The 15,456-nt window shown below is 69.9% G+C and carries 8 protein-coding genes and 1 tRNA gene; 5 read left to right on the forward strand and 4 right to left on the reverse strand.

Annotated features, from left to right (window positions below; all coding sequences use genetic code 11):
- Positions 1-67: 67 nt before the first annotated feature.
- The 4 genes from AC5RUH_RS05635 to AC5RUH_RS05650 all read left to right on the forward strand — a co-directional run bounded on the left by AC5RUH_RS05635 (position 68) and on the right by AC5RUH_RS05650 (position 5,650).
- Positions 68-2,257 (forward strand): RecQ family ATP-dependent DNA helicase, encoded by a 2,190-nt coding sequence (locus AC5RUH_RS05635; protein ID WP_494024334.1) that lies wholly within the window; start codon positions 68-70, stop codon positions 2,255-2,257.
- Between the two features lie 90 nt (positions 2,258-2,347).
- On the forward strand, positions 2,348-2,710 hold the full coding sequence (locus AC5RUH_RS05640) for a PadR family transcriptional regulator (RefSeq protein WP_494002295.1): 363 nt from the start codon (positions 2,348-2,350) through the stop codon (positions 2,708-2,710).
- Positions 2,710-4,053, forward strand: coding sequence for a permease prefix domain 1-containing protein (locus AC5RUH_RS05645; RefSeq protein WP_494048847.1), 1,344 nt, complete (start codon positions 2,710-2,712; stop codon positions 4,051-4,053). The genes AC5RUH_RS05640 and AC5RUH_RS05645 overlap by 1 nt, the downstream gene beginning before the upstream one ends.
- Before the next feature lie 139 nt (positions 4,054-4,192).
- Positions 4,193-5,650: an FAD-dependent monooxygenase gene (locus AC5RUH_RS05650; RefSeq protein WP_494128128.1), complete on the forward strand. Its 1,458-nt coding sequence runs from the start codon at positions 4,193-4,195 to the stop codon at positions 5,648-5,650.
- Positions 5,651-5,750: 100 nt separating this feature from the next.
- Here AC5RUH_RS05650 and AC5RUH_RS05655 read toward each other — a convergent pair.
- Together AC5RUH_RS05655 and AC5RUH_RS05660 are read right to left on the reverse strand one after the other, a co-directional pair.
- A tRNA-Ser gene (locus tag AC5RUH_RS05655) sits at positions 5,751-5,839 on the reverse strand.
- A gap of 65 nt (positions 5,840-5,904) precedes the next feature.
- Entirely contained in the window at positions 5,905-7,971 is a 2,067-nt protein-coding gene (locus AC5RUH_RS05660; protein WP_494128113.1) for a prolyl oligopeptidase family serine peptidase, read from the reverse strand.
- 58 nt (positions 7,972-8,029) lie between these two features.
- Here AC5RUH_RS05660 and AC5RUH_RS05665 point away from each other — a divergent pair, with 58 nt between their 5' ends.
- Entirely contained in the window at positions 8,030-10,033 is a 2,004-nt protein-coding gene (locus tag AC5RUH_RS05665) for an FAD/NAD(P)-binding protein (RefSeq protein WP_494128114.1), read from the forward strand.
- Between the two features lie 60 nt (positions 10,034-10,093).
- Here the strand turns inward: AC5RUH_RS05665 and AC5RUH_RS05670 are convergent, their stop codons facing one another.
- Positions 10,094-14,506, reverse strand: a complete 4,413-nt coding sequence (locus AC5RUH_RS05670; RefSeq protein WP_494128115.1) for an ExeM/NucH family extracellular endonuclease — start codon at positions 14,504-14,506, stop codon at positions 10,094-10,096.
- A gap of 334 nt (positions 14,507-14,840) precedes the next feature.
- Entirely contained in the window at positions 14,841-15,341 is a 501-nt protein-coding gene (locus AC5RUH_RS05675) for a septum formation family protein (RefSeq protein WP_494002301.1), read from the reverse strand.
- Positions 15,342-15,456: the final 115 nt, after the last annotated feature.

Below are 15,456 nucleotides of genomic sequence, written 5' to 3' on the forward strand. Positions count from 1 at the left end.
ACCAGCTTATAAGGGGCTGCTGTGGAAAAGGGCCAGGTTGTCCTCGGCGGCTGCGATACTGGGCAGCATGGCTGAGCTGATCGACGGGACAACGGACGCGGTGACGACGGGAACGGCGGGGCCCGGGCAGGACGACGGCGGGCTGCGCGGGGAGGCCACCGCGCTGCTGCGTGCCCTGGTGGGCAATGACACGGCCCAGTTCCACGAGGGCCAGTTCGAGGCTGTCGAGGCGTTGGTTTCCGGCGGGCGCCGGGCGCTGGTGGTGCAGCGCACCGGCTGGGGAAAATCGGCGGTCTACTTCGTGGCGAGCCTCCTGCTGCGCCGCCGTGGCGCCGGCCCCACCCTGATCGTCTCGCCCCTGCTCGCGCTCATGCGCGACCAGGTGGCGGCGGCCGAACGCGCGGGGGTGCGGGCCGCGGCGATCAACTCGGCGAACCAGCTGGAATGGGGCCAGGTCCAGGAGCAGTTGGCCGCCAATACCGTGGACGTGCTGCTGGTCTCGCCCGAGCGGCTGAACAATCCGCGGTTCCGCGACGAACAGCTGCCGCAGCTGGTGCAAAGCTCCGGCCTGCTGGTGGTCGACGAGGCGCACTGCATTTCCGACTGGGGCCACGACTTCCGCCCGGACTACCGGCGGATCCGGGACCTGATCGCCCGACTGCCCGAGCGGGTCCCGGTACTGGCCACCACGGCCACCGCCAATTCCCGCGTGGTCCACGACATCGAGGAGCAACTCGGCGTGCATGCCGCCCCCGGGCACGACGGCGGAGTGCTCACCATCCGGGGCCCGCTCGCCCGCGCGTCGCTGCGGCTGGGAGTGCTCCGCCTGGCCAGCCCGCGTGCCCGGCTCGGGTGGCTGCTCACGCACTTGGACGACCTGCCCGGCAGCGGAATCATCTACGCCCTCACGGTTTCCGCCGCCGAGGACACGGCCCGGCTGCTCCGCGAGGCCGGCCACGAGGTGGCCGCCTACACCGGCCGGACCGATCCGGCCGAGCGGGAACAGGCTGAGGCGGCGCTGAAGGAGAACCGGGTCAAGGCGCTGGTGGCGACCAGCGCCCTCGGCATGGGCTTCGACAAACCCGACCTGGGCTTTGTGGTGCACCTGGGTGCGCCGAGTTCCCCGGTGGCCTACTACCAGCAGGTGGGGCGCGCAGGACGCGGAACTCCGAACGCCGACGTGCTGCTCCTGCCGGGTACCGAAGACCGGGACATCTGGGAGTACTTTGCCACGGCGTCGATGCCGAACGAGGGCACGGCAACGGCCGTGCTGCGCGAGCTCTCCGTCCCGGGGACCGTGCTGTCCACCGCGGCGCTGGAGACGCTGGTGAACCTGAAACGGTCCCCGCTGGAACTCTTGCTGAAGGTCCTTTCCGTGGACGGCGCGGTGCGCAAGGTCAGCGGCGGCTGGGAGGGGACCGGCCAGCCCTGGACCTACGACGCGGAGCGCTACGGACGCATTTCGCAGGCCCGGGTGGCCGAGCAGAACGCCATGCTGGACTACGAGAACACCTCCGGCTGCCGGATGGAATTCCTCGCCAGGGCCCTGGACGATCCCGCCGCGGCGCCCTGCGGGCGCTGCGACAACTGCGCAGGACCCTGGTACTCGGACACCATCGCGGCCGAGGCCACCGAAAGCGCCGGCGCCGCCCTGCAACGTGCCGGCGTCGAACTGGAGCCGCGCGCCATGTGGCCCAGCGGCATGAACAAGCTGGGCGTGCCGGTCAAGGGCAAGATCCCGCCGGCGGAGGCCAACGGCAGCGGCCGCGCCCTGGCCCGGCTGACGGACCTGGGCTGGGGCGGAAAGCTGCGCGAAGTCTTCGCGGACGGGGCGCCGGACCGCGAAGTGGACCCGGCCATGCTGAACGCCTGCGTCCAGGTCCTGGCGCAGTGGGGTTGGGCACAACGCCCGGTCGGCATCGTCAGCGTCCCCTCCCGCAGCAGGCCGCTGCTGGTGCAGTCACTGGCCCGCGGCCTGTCCGAGATCGGCCGGCTGCCCTACCTGGGCGAACTCACCGTCCCGCACGGCGGACCCCGCAGCGGCCCCGGCGGCAACAGCGCCTTCCGGTTGGCCGATGTGTGGGACCAGTTCCAGGTCCCCGAGGGCGGTGAAGCCTGGTTGGCGCAAAACCGCGGCCCCGTGCTTCTGGTCGACGACGTCGCCGACAGCCGCTGGACCCTGACCGTGGCCGGACGCGCGCTGCGCCTCGCCGGGGCCGAAGCGGTCCTGCCCTTTGTTTTGGCCCTCAAGGCCTGAGCCCAAGGCGGCCTGGCCGGACGGCCGCCCTGCCTGATACCTAGAGGTGCTATGGTAATACCTTGCAGATCTAGGTATCAGGAGGACCCTTTGCGCATTGACAAGGACCTGGTCGCCGCTTCGGCCACCCCGCTCGTGCTGGGGATATTGTCGGAGGGCGAACTATACGGCTACGCCATCAGCAAGCGCGTCAGCGAACTGTCCGACGGAGGGCTGGAGTGGACGGACGGCATGCTCTACCCGCTGCTGCACCGACTCGAACGGTTCGGGTATGTGTCGTCCTCGTGGGGCATCTCGGAGGCCGGACGGCGGCGCAAACACTACGCCATCACCGCCCAAGGCCGGGAGGTGCTCGCCGAGCGGCAGCAACAGTGGACGGTGGTCGCCGAGACGCTGCGGCGGGTGTGGCAGGCAGTGCCGCCGCCCGCGGCCCCGGTCGAAGGGTGGGCCTGATGGAACCGCATGCCGAGTTGGAAGCACAGATAGACCGGTGGCGCGGGTATGTCCGGCGGCGGCAGGCGATCTCACCCGCGGACCTCGATGAACTCGAGGACCACCTGCGCGGACAAATCGCCGACCGCCAGGCGTCAGGGCTGGACGACGAGGAGGCCTTCCTCGTCGCGATCAAGCGCCTGGGCAATCTGGATGCGATCTCGCATGAGTTCGCCCGCGAGCACTCCGACCGGCTGTGGAAGCAGTTGGTGCTCGTCCCGCAGGACGCCGACTCCGCAGCGCCGCCATGGCGGGAGCTCGCTGTCGTCCTCGCGCTCGCCGTGGGGGCAGGGGTGGCCGTCAAGGCAGGCACCCTGTGGCTCGACGGCGCGGTCCTGGCGCGCAACCTCGGCCTCCTCGTCTTCCCGTTCCTTGCCGCGTACTTCGCCTGGAAACGCCGGTTGACGGTGCCCAAGGCGGCTGCGCTGCTCGTCCCGTTCACCGCGCTGGCCGTGCTGCTCAATGCCTATCCGTTCGCGGCCGCCGGTTCCACCGAGGTGCTCGCCGTGCTGCACGCCCCGGTCGTCCTGTGGCTGCTGGCGGGCGTGGCGTACGTTGGCGGCAGGTGGCGGGAGCACAGCCGGCGCATGGACTTTGTCCGGTTCAGCGGTGAGCTCGCGATCTACTTCACGCTGCTGGCCCTCGGCGGGGCGGTGCTGATCGGGCTCACTTTCGGCGCGCTGCAGGCTGTCGGCGTCGACTTCGAGCCCGCGATGGAGGCCTGGATACTGCCGTTCGCCGTCCCGGGTGCGCTGGTCGTGGCCGCCTGGCTGGTCGAGGCCAAGCAGAACGTCGTCGAGAACATCGCCCCGGTGCTCACCCGCGTCTTCACGCCCCTGACCATCGTGATGCTGCTGGCCCTGCTGGCGGTACTCACGGCGGCAGGCGGCCTGGTGGACGTCGACCGGGGGCTGCTCATCCTGATGAACGCGATCCTCGTGCTCGTCCTGGCCCTGCTGCTGTACGCGATTTCTGCCCGCGACGCGCTGGCGCCGCCGGGCTTGTTCGACGGCCTGCAATTGGTCCTCGTCGCCGCCGCGGTCGCGGTCGACGCGGTCATGCTGACGGCGATGCTGACCCGGATCGCCGAATTCGGTACCAGCGCCAACAAGGTCGCCGCGCTCGGCCTGAACCTGCTGCTGTTGGTGCATCTGGTGTGGGCGGCGTGGCTCACCGTCGGGTTCCTGCGCGGGCGGCGACCCTTCGCGGCGCTGGAGCGCTGGCAGACAGGGTACCTGCCGGTCTATGGCGCCTGGGCCGCCGTCGTCGTCGTGGTATTCCCGCCGGTTTTCGGCTTCGCCTGACCTGCGGGGCCGTAGGTCTGCCGCCACTTCCAACGTAGCGCGCACCGGGGGGCTTGCTGCAAGGCCCCCCTCATGCCCCAAACTGGCCCGGACGTGCGCTGAAGAGGCGCACGAAAAGGCTCGGAGAGGCGGGGTCGTGATGGTGGAGGTCATCGTTGCCGGGGGCGGTCCGTCGGGGATGATGCTTGCCGGTGAACTGGCGCTGGCGGGCGTGGATACGGCGATCGTGGAGCGCCGCCCGACGCCGGAGCTGGTGGGCTCGCGCGCGGGCGGCTTCCACTCGCGGACGATCGAGATCCTCGATCAGCGCGGGATTGCCGACCGGTTCCTGGCCGAGGGCCAGCCCGTCCAGGCGGCGTTTTTCGGGAACACGATGCTGGACGTCAGCGACTTTCCCACCCGCCACCCCTACACGCTCGGGCTGTGGCAGAACCATATTGAGCGGATCCTGGCCGGCTGGATCGAGGAACTGGGTGTGCCGGTCCATCGGGGCCTCGAGGTAACCGGCTTGGTCCAGGACGCCGCCGGTGTCGACGTGCATCTGGCCGACGGCGGGCCGATGCGCGCGCGGTACCTGGTCGGCGCCGACGGCGGACGCAGCGCGGTCCGCAAGGCGGCCGGCATCGGGTTCCCCGGCTGGGATGCCACGAAAAGCAGCCTGATCGCCGAAGTGGAGGTAACCGAGGATACGCCGTCGGGCATGCGCATCGACGAGGTGGGGGTCCACGGGCTGCACCCGATGGAGGACGGGCGAACGGTGCGGGTGGTCGTGACCGAGAAGCAACTGGGGCCGGCGACCGAGCCCACGCTGGCGGACCTCGGCATGGCGCTGTCCGAGGTCTACGGCACCGACTTCGGGATCCACCATCCGACCTGGATCTCGCGCTTCACCGACGCCACGCGGCAGGCCGCGGCCTACCGCAGCGGACGCGTGCTGCTGGCCGGGGACGCCGCGCACATCCATGCTCCTTCGGGCGGGCAGGGGATCGGGCTCGGCATCCAGGACGCCGTGAACCTCGGCTGGAAGCTCGCCCTGGTGGTCCGGGGCAGTGCCCCGGGCAGCCTGCTGGACACCTACCACGCCGAGCGGCACCCCGCCGGAGCCCGCGCGCTCAAGCACACAATGGCGCAGTCGCTGATGCAGCGGGCCGACCCGCGCGTCGGCGCCTTGGCCGACACGGTGGCCGGACTGCTCACGATCGACGAGGCCCGGAAGCGGCTGGCTGCACTCATCTCCGGCCTGGACGTCCGCTACGACCTCGGCGAGGGGCACCCGCTGCTCGGGCGGCGCATGCCCGATCTCGACCTGGTCACCGCCAGGGGCCCGCTGCGGGTGTTCACCCTCCTGCATGAAGCCCGCGCGGTGCTGCTGAACCTCGGCGCGCCGGGCAGCATCGGGTTGGGGCAGTGGGCGGACCGGGTGCAACTGGTGGACGCCAGGTACGACGGCGGGTGGGAGCTTCCCGTCATCGGTTCGGTCAGCGCGCCGGCCGCGGTGTTGATCCGGCCCGACGGGCATGTGGCGTGGACGGGGGACGGAACTCAGTCGGGACTGGATGACGCGCTCGCCCGCTGGTTCGGGCCTGCGCGGCCGTGACGCCGCGGCGGGGAGGAGGCGGGCCCTCATCAAGCGGCCGGGCCGCCGGAACGCGAGGCCCAGACGCAAAAACTCCCCCGGTTTCCCGGGGGAGTTGACGCGGAGACGGGGGGATTTGAACCCCCGGTCGAGTTTAACCCCGACCCTTCATTAGCAGTGAAGTCCATTCGGCCGCTCTGGCACGTCTCCATACGCTATTGCTAGCCACACAAGACTACCCAGAATCCGGGGCCAAGAGCAAAACCGCGAACGGCTCAGCCGGTCAGCGCGCGCCACAGGAACGCGTGCGAGAGCGCCTGCAACCGGGCCGTCTGCTTGTTGTCGCTGGCGCCGGCGTGTCCGCCCTCGAGGGCTTCGTGGAACCAGACGTTTTCGACCCCGAGTTCCTGCATCCGGGCGGCCATCTTGCGGGCCTGCACCGGGCCCACCCGGTCGTCCGAGGTGGCGGTCCAGATGAGTGTGTCGGGATACTCGGTGCCCGGCTGGAGCAGGTGGTAGGGCGAGAAGGTGCGGATGAACTCCCACTGTGCCGGGTCCTCGGGGTCCCCGTACTCCGCGATCCAGGAGTAACCGGCGGAGAGTCGGGTGTAGCGGGCCATGTCCAGCAGCGGCACCCCGCACGACACCGCGCCGAAGAGGTGCGGATAGCCGGTCAGCATGTTTCCCACCAGCAGGCCGCCGTTCGATCCGCCGGCGCAGCCCAGCCGCTCCCGGCGGGTGACCCTGCGGTCCATCAGGTCCTGCGCCACCGCTGCGAAGTCCTCGTAGGCGCGGTGCCGGTTGGCTTGGAGCGCCGCCCGGTGCCAGCCCGGGCCGTACTCGCCGCCGCCGCGGATGTTGGCCACCACGTACACGCCGCCGCGCCCCTCCTCGCTGCGCTGTTCCAGCCAGGCCCGTCCCACCGTGCCGCTGTAGCCGGGCGTACGCGCGACTTCGAACCCGCCGTAACCCGAGAGCAGCACCGGGTTGCCGCCGTCGTACGCAAGATCCTTGGGGCCCACCTGGAAATAGGGGACCTGCGTGCCGTCCTTGGAGGTGGCGAAGTGCTGCTGGACCTCGTAGGCGGAGGCGTCAAAGTACGACGGCGATGCCTTGACTTCCAGTGCCGGCCCACCGATGGTGCCGCGCGAGAGGGTCGACGGGGTGAGGTAGCCGGTGGCCACCAGCCAGTAGTCGTCGGATTCGTCGTCGTCCACCCCGGATGCATCCACGGCGTGCAGCGGCGGGCAGTCACGGAGTTCGGAGGCGGCCCACTGCGCGGCCGGATCCAGCACCAGGATCCGGGACGAGACGTCCTGCAGCAGGTTGAGCAGCAGGTAGTTCCGGGTCCAGCTCCAGGACTGCAGCGAGGTTGCCGCGTCGGGGGCGAAGAGGACCTGCAGGGAACGGTCGCCGGCCAGGAACGCCTCCAGATCGGCGGCGAGCAGGGACCCGGCCGGGTGGACGGTGCCGTCCAGTTCCCAGTCGTCCCGCGGCCGCAGCAGCAGCCACTGGCGGTGGAGATCCACGTTCACGTCGGTGGGAACGTCGATGGGCAGCCACTCGCCGTCGCGCCGCAGGTAGGTGCGGTAGTTGAAGAAATCGATGACGTCCACCGCCACGTCCCGTTCAAAGCCGGGGGTGGAGTCGTGGCCCACCTGGGCCAGCATGTGGTCTTGGGGGACGTCGAAGTACTCGGTGGCAGCCTCCGGAGCCTGGCCGCGGCGCAGGATGCGGCTGGTACGCGGGTAGGAGGAAGTGGTCAGCGAGCCGGGGCCGAAGTCGGTGCCCAGCAGGATGCGGTCCTCGTCCAGCCAGGAGACGTAGCTCTTGGCCACCGGGATGTCGAAGCCGCCGGGCACGAAGGCGCGGTCCTCGACGTCGAACTCGCGCAGCCGCACCGCGTCGCCGCCGTCGGGGGAGAGCCGCAGCATGGCACGCCGGTAGCTGGTGCCGTCGGCCGGGCGCAGGAAGGACGAACCGGCATAGACCCAGTCGACGCCCTCGGCGGCGGCCAGCGCGTCGACGTCCAGCAGCACCTCCCAGTCCGGGGAATCGGTCAGGTAGCTCTCCCAGCTGGTGCGGCGCAGCAGGCCGCGGGGATTGGCCTTGTCCCGCCAGAAGTTGTAGTAGTGCGGGCCGCGCTTGATGACGGGCGGGATCCGGTCCTCCGCGTCCAGGACTTCCAGAATGCCCGCCTCCAGCGCCGTGAACGAGTCGTCCACGAGCTTGGCCTCGGTGCGCTGGTTTTGTGCCTTCGCCCACTCCAGGGGCTTGTCGCCGTAGATGTCCTCGAGCCAGATGAAGTCGTCCTGGGGCAGATGCGCGGTGTCCTTGGCCATGGACCCATCCTAGGCATGCCGCCACGGGGAGCCGGTTCCCAACCCGTAGGCTAGACGGATGGACAATCCGGGCAGTTACCGTGTGGCGATCGTGGGCGCCGGCCCGCGGGGCACCTCCGTGCTGGAGCGGCTGCTGTCCAACCACCGGGCCCACGGCGGGGCGCGGCTGCGGATCCATCTGATCGATCCCTATCCTCCCGGCGCCGGGCATGTCTGGCAGCCGGGCCAGTCCCGGTTGTTCCTGATGAACACCCCCTGCCTGTTCCCCACGGTGGTGCCGGCCCCGGGGACCCCACAGGTGGGCCCCGATCCGGTGGCGGGCATGACCTTCGAGGCCTGGCGCTCCGCGGTCGCGGCCGGCAGCTTTCCCGAGGTGCCGCAGGACGACCGCGAGGAGGCCGCTGCGCTGGGGCCGGCCGATTTTCCCAGCCGGGCACTCTACGGGCGCTACCTGACCTGGACCTTCGCGCAGCTGGCCGCCCGGACCGGGGCGGACGTGTCCCTCACCGTGCATTCGGCGGAGGCCACCGGTCTCTCGGAGCACGACGGCGAATGGCAGCTTGAGCTGGCCGACGGTGCCACCGTGGCGGCGGACGCCGTGGTGCTTGCCCTGGGGCACGTTCCCGCCGCGCTGAATCCGGAGCAGCAGCAGCTGCAGGATGCAGCGGCCCGGCACGGCCTGAACTACCTGCCGCCGAGGGTGCCGGCCGACGTGGACTGGGACAGGCTCCCGCCCGGCCGCACGGTGCTGGTGCGCGGCATGGGGCTGAACTTTTTCGACCTGATGGTGCAGGTCACCGAAGGCCGCGGCGGAAGGTTCCTCCCGGCGACGGACACCGAGCCGTTGCGCTACGTCCCTTCGGGGAAGGAACCGCGGCTGGTGGCCGGCTCCCGGCGGGGCACGCCGTACCGGGCGAAGGCCAGGATCGACAGCTACATCCCGGCTGGCGTGGAGCTGCGGCATTTCACCACGCACGCGGCCAGCCTGTATGCCGAAGCCGGCGTGCAGCCCGGCTTCGACCATGACCTGTGGCCGATGCTGCACCGCGACGTCTACTGGGCCTACTACTCCACGCTCGCGCGGGTGGAACCGGAGTGCCTGAGCGTGCCGCCGGAGGAGCTGCTGGCCGGGCTGGAGCGGCTGCTGGCGGAGAAGACGGAGCCGGGCAGCCGCACCCTGCTGGTGCGGGCGGGGGCCTACCTGTCGGAACGGGTCGCCGGGCACCGGCTGCTGGACGTGGAGGCACTGGCCAAGCCGTTCAACGGGCGCAAGTTTGCCTCCGCGGCAGACTACGAGCAGGCCGTGCTGGACTATCTGGATGCCGATGCCATGGGTTCCGCCCGCGGTACCGACGATCCGCTCAAGATGGCCATCGGGGCACTCAACGCCGGGCGCTCGCTGTTGAAGAAGATTGTGGCCGACGGCGGCATCACGGAGGAATCGTGGCTTGCCGAGCTGCGCGGCTGGTTCGAACCGCTGGTCGAAGGGCTGGCGAGCGGACCGCCGGCCCAGCGCATCGAGCAGTTGGCCGCCCTGGCGCGGGCCGGCATCGTCCGGTTCGCCGGGCCGGAACCGGTCTACGAGGTGGACCCGGACAGCGGCCGGTTCCGGGTGACGTCGCCGTGGGTCGACGGCGCCGAATACACCGGCGCGTACCTGGTGGAGGCGATGATGCCGGCCAACCGGGTGGCCCACAACCGGTCTCCGTTGCTGCGGCGGATGCTCGAGGACGGCCTGGTCCGGCCGAGGCTGATGATCGGGCCCAACGGACAGCCGGTGACCTCGTCGGGCCTGGACGTGACGCTGCCGCCTTACCGTCCGCTGGACCGAAACGGCCATCCGGCCCGGAGCCTGTACGTGATCGGACTGCAGCTGTCCTCGGTCCAGTGGGGCACGTCGATCGCCGCCGAGGCCGGGGCGCCGGGCGACACCGGCGGCCGTACGCTGCAGGATGCGGACCGGATAGCGCGCGCCATCCTGGCCGCGGCAGACAACAGGAGCCTGGCCGGCCCCGCACAGGCGGGCACCGACGTGGTCGCCAGCGGGGTGCCGGGGTACTGACCCCGGCCATGGACGCGCGTAGGCCCTCCCCGGCGGGGGAGGGCCTACGCGTTTGTTTGTCTAACGGACGCTGCCGGCTGCCTTGTCCTTGCCCATGTCCAGGCCCACGATGATCGGATCGTGGTCGCTGGCCCGGTAGGGGTCCGGCGCATAGAAGTCGGTGGCGTTGTAGTTGTACCGGCTGTACTCCAGCGCGATCGACTCCACTGAGTTGATGTTCCAGATGTCTGCGCCCTCGACCTTCGCGTCCGCGGCGGGCGAGGCGAAGATGTAGTCCAGCGAACCGACCATGCCGCCGAAGCTGTAGCTGTGCTCGCCGGTCTTGGCGCCCTGGTCGACGTACCCGGCGTCGGTCAGGACCCTGATCGGGTCCTCCTTCGCGTAGGAGTTGAAATCGCCGGTCAGGAGCACCTTGTTGGTCCGGAACTGTTCCTGCAGCCGATCCGCAAAGTCCACCAGGGAATGCGCCTGCGCGGTCCGGGCGGCGTTCCAGGCGCCCTGGCCGTGGTCGGCGTTCTCGCCCGACTTCGGGCCGGAGCCCTTGGACTTGAAGTGGTTGGCAATCACGATGAAGGTATCCGAGGCGCCGTTCTTGGCCTTGAACGCCTGGGCCAGCGGCTTGCGGGCGTTGGCGAAGGCTGCGGTGTCGTTGTGGATCACCGACTCCCGCACCGTCTTTACCTCGTCCTTCTTGTAGATGAAGGCCGTGCGGATGAAGTCCTCATCCGCCAGCGCCGGCAGCTCCTCCGGCGACCGGACGTAGTCCCACCCGCCGTGCTGAGGCCCCTTGCCCGAATGCTTGCCGTGGTGGCGGGTGTCGCCCAGGTCCACATTCAGTGCCTCGGTCAGCGCGGCCAGGGCGGCGTCGCGGTCCTTGCCGAACTGCGCGGAGTTCTCGATCTCCTCCAGCGCCACGATGTCCGCGTCCAGCGCATTGATGGCTGCCACGATCTTGTCCTGCTGGCGTTCCAGGTTCGCCGCGTCCCAGGCGCCGCGGGCGTCGCAGTTCCGGGCCGTGACCGGGTTGCCGTCGCGGTCCGTGAAGGCACCGCATCCCGCCACCTGATCGCCGGTGGTGGTGAAGTAGTTCAGCACGTTGAAGGAGGCCAGTTTCACGCCGCCGACCTGTTCCGGAGCATCAGTGCGGGTGTTCTGGAACGACGCCGGCTGGACGCTTTCCGCGTTCTCCACCGTCAGGTGTCCCAGCGGCTGGAAACGCCAGAGATCGAACCGGTAATCCAGCACGACGTTGGTGGTGAATGTGGCCGGGGACCCCACCCGAACCGGATCCTCGGCGGAGAGGTAAGGCAGCGGGATGTCCTTGTTGGCGTCGGAGCCCAGGTAGTTGACGCTTGAGCCGTCGTCCAGCGTGACGGCCAGGGCTGCGTTCTTCTCGGTTTCGGCCCAGAACGCGTCCGAACCGTAGGTTCCGACGGCGGTCGGCTGCACCAGCGGGGAGTTTCCGGCGGCCAGGCCGATTTCACCGTACTGGTTCAGGGAGTAGTTGTCGGTGACGGTGAAGCCGCCCTGGGGAGCCAGCAGCATGCCCTCGAACTTCTCGCGCTCGTCGTCGGTGGCGGGCCACCCGATGGCGGCCGCCTTCGGGGCCGCGGCCGCCTCGGTGAGCTGCTTCAGTCCGTCGGCGGCCACCGTGAGCTCGGTCAGGCCGTGGAACTCGCTGACCTTGCCCGTGACCTCCACGAAGTCGCCGGCCTTCACCTGGCCGACGGTGGCGGGGGAGTAGACGAAGACGGCATCGGACGCCGCCCGGGCTGCCGCGTCGGTGTCGCCGCCGGTGCCTTCCGTCTGGAGGTAGTAGCCGTCAAAACCGCCCGTGGCGTAGGCGGCGGTGACCACGCCCCGGGTGGTCACGGTCTGGCCGGCCAGCGGGGACTGCGTGCCGGTGCCTTGGATGTCGGCGATGGCCACGGACCGCGGCTGCGGTACGGGATCGCCACCGCCGTCACCCCCGCCGGCGCCCTGCGGGGTGATGTCTTCGCTGAGGCTGAAGTCCGCGGAGTTGTTGTCGGTGTCCGTTCCCTCGGCGCGGTTCAGCGACCGCACGTCCTGGTTGCTGTCCGGCGCCCGGGCCGCTTCGGTTTCAAAGGTGTTCGAGGTGCCGTAGCCCAACAGGTCCACCACGTTGGCGCGGTCGACGACCGAGCCGGTGCCCAGGTCCGCCACCGCACCGGCCTGGTTCGACAGCACCAGGGTGCCTCTCGTGCCGGACGGGGCCATGCCGGTCACCAGGTCAGGCTCCGGCAGGTCCTCGCCGTTGCTGCCGTTGGAGTTGGCCTGCACCAGATAGTGTCCGCCGGCCTTGATGCTGCCGGACAGTTCTGCCACGGCACTGGGGTTTCCGGTGCCGGTGGCCGAGCGGTACTGCAGCGACCAGCCGTCGAGGCTGATGTCGGCGTCCGTGGGGTTGTACAACTCCACAAACTTGTTCCGGTAGGCCGCGCCGGCGCTGCCGCCGGACAAATAGGCTTCGTTGATCACTACATGGTCGGCGCCGGTGTCTCCGGCGATAAGGGTGGTGGGCAGCCGGAAGGTGGTTCCGGACGCGTCCGCGGTCAATGTGAAGTAGCCGCCGTCCAGCGCGGACGGTGCGGTGAACTCAAGGGAGGCAGCGCCGTCGGCCACCGGGAAGGTGCCCAGCGTGGTGCTGGTGCCGGCGGCGTCGACGTAGGCCAGCGACACCTCGGTGGTGACCGGGGCGCCCAGCGACGTCAGGTCCAGCTTGGCCACCTGCACGCTGACCTTTTGGCCGGGACTGACGGATTCCGGCGCGCCGGTGAGCTGCACGCTGCGCCGGGCGAAGTCCGGGGAGAGCGGGCTGTTGCCCCGGAGGTAGGTGATCCACGCGTCGCGGTCCACCAGGCCCGAGTCGCGGGTGTCGGTCCCGTCGTTGAAGATGTGGAAATTGTCGCCGCCCTGGGCAAGGAAGCTGAAGGTGCCCACGCGGTAGCCGCGTTCCGGGTCCAGCGGTTCGCCGTTGACCCAGACGCCGGTGATGCGTTCCCCCTCGGGCAGGGCCGGGTCGTAGGTGTAGTTGACGTTCTTGCTCAGGCCAAGCTGCAGGTAGGCGCGGCTCGGCACGTCGCCGGCGGCCGTGCGCTGCCACTGCTGCTCCAGCATGGCCTCGACCTGCGCGCCGGTCAGCGTGGTGGTCCACAGGTTGTTCAGGAAGGGCAGCACCGCGTTGGCCTCGGCGTAGGTGACGGTGCCGTCGGGCGCGTAGTAGAGCTCGTTGCGCAGGCCGCCGGGATTCACCACGCCGATCTCCGCGCCGCCGCGTTCGGCGGTAGACAGCGACGCCAGCAGCGAGTCGGCGACGAGGTTGCCCAGCGTCGATTCCGAGGCGCGGTCGTCGCGGTCCGGTTCCGTGCCGGCATCCGGCCCGTCGGGCAGGAACGCAGTGGTGATGTCGGCCGTGACAGAGCCGACGGGCTGGGCGCCGACCTCCGCGGCGTGCTCGAGTGCGGCTTGGACGATCGAGGATACCTCGGCCACCCGCGGGTACGCGGCCGCCAGGTCACCGTCCGCGGTCTTGGTCCGCGGCACCACGGCCCCGGTGTGCGCCACGACCTCGTCCGTCGCGGGGTCATAGCTTAGCTGCACCTGGCCGATGTTCTCGCCGTAGGAGCCTGCCTGCACCACGGGCCGGGTCTTGCCCTCCGCACCCGGGACCGGGGCGTCGAAGCTGTAGGCCTGGTGGGTGTGGCCGTTGAAGATGACGTCCACGTCCGGGCTGGTCTCGTTAACGATCCGATTGAACACGGCGCTGGCGCCCACCGCGCCGCCCAGATCGGTGTTGGTGTTCGCTCCCTCGTGGAAGGACGCGATGATGACGTCGGCTTCGTCGCCTTCGCCGTCGGTCAGCTGGGCCGCCACCCGGTTGACGGCGTCCACCGGGTCGCCGAACTCCAGGTCCGCGATCCCGCCCGGGGACACCAGCGAGGAGGTTTCCTCCGTGACCACTCCGACCACGCCGACGCTCACGCCGTTGACCGTGACCAGCTCGTACTCGGGCAGGGCCGGCTCCGTGGTGCCGGCACGGTACACGTTGGCGCCCAGCTGCGGGTAGTCGGACGCGGCCGCCACGCGGTCGGTCAGGTCCGCGAAGCCGCCGTCGAACTCGTGGTTGCCCACCGCCGTCGTCGCCAATTCCAGGGCGTTGAGCACATCGATGGTCGGCTGGTCCTGCTGCGTGGAGGACGCGAAGACGGAGGCGCCGATGTTGTCGCCGGCGGAGGTGAACAGCGTCCCCTCGGGGTTCTGCGCGCGGAGCTGCTCCACGGTGCCGGCGAACTTGACGGTGTTCGCGTCGATCCGGCCGTGGAAATCGTTGATGCTCAGCAGGTTCAGCTCGACCGGGTCGGCCGCGTGCGCAGGTAACGCGGCGAAAGGCGCCGCCACCAACCCTGCCGTCAGGACCGCCGCCAGCGCGGTCTTCGGTGATGAAGTAGCCATGTGGCCCTATCTCTCAGGTGGAAGTAATGCTCCTCGGACCGCAGGGAAGGGCTGCGGCACAGCTGGTTGCACGGTGCACAGGGCGCACCGCCCCCAGTCCAGCGGGCACGGATGAACGGGAGGTTACCCGAGGGCCAGAAGCAGTGGAAGACTTCTGCGAAAGAACGTTTAAATTCGCCGAGGAACGGCTCCCGCTCTTGACAGGAAGGCCGGGGCGACGTCCGGGTAGCTAGCTTTGGGGACGACGTCCGGGTAGCTAGCTTTGGGACGCTAGCCGGAGCTACCTAGCCGCAGTTACCACCGGGAAGGTACCTCCGGGGCGACGGCCGGGACGTTAGCGCCGGGCGTCCTTCAGCGTGCCGGTGACGGGCTTCGAGCCTTCCTCGCCGAGCAGGCACAGCAGCTCCCGGTCCTCCTCGCCGGTCCAGCTGGCCTCGGTCGGGTTGAGGTAGGTCAGCTCCAGTGCCGAATCGTCGTAGGGGATGCCGGCGAAGGCCTCGAACTCGGCCACGCAGAACTCCTCGGCCTTGGCCGCCACTTCCTTGTCGCCGGGAAAATCGCCCTCCGGCAGGTTGCTGGCGGCAAACGCCTCCAGCTCGTGGGCCTGGTCGCACGGGACGAACTCCACCTCGGTCAGGCGGTCGGTGTCCGGATTGTTCAGGCAGTCGCCCACCTTGATCGCGTAGGCGCCGGCCGCGGCGGCCTCCGTCACCGCACCGGACTCATCCCGCGGCGGTTCCTCCGTTTCACCCCCGCAGCCACTAAGCAGCGCCAGAAGGACGACGGCGGTGGCCGCCTTGAGGGGGCGGCGGACGGGTGCTGGCTGGCTGGGCACGGGTGGACTCCTCAAGCTTTGGTGCGAACGACTCCTAGCCGAGGGTATACCGGGGGAGCGCCGGGCCAGAATACTTGACGCCGGATGGCCGGCGTCCGGACCATCCGCCCGGCGG

This window comes from Arthrobacter sp. Y3223166 (assembly GCF_059090935.1).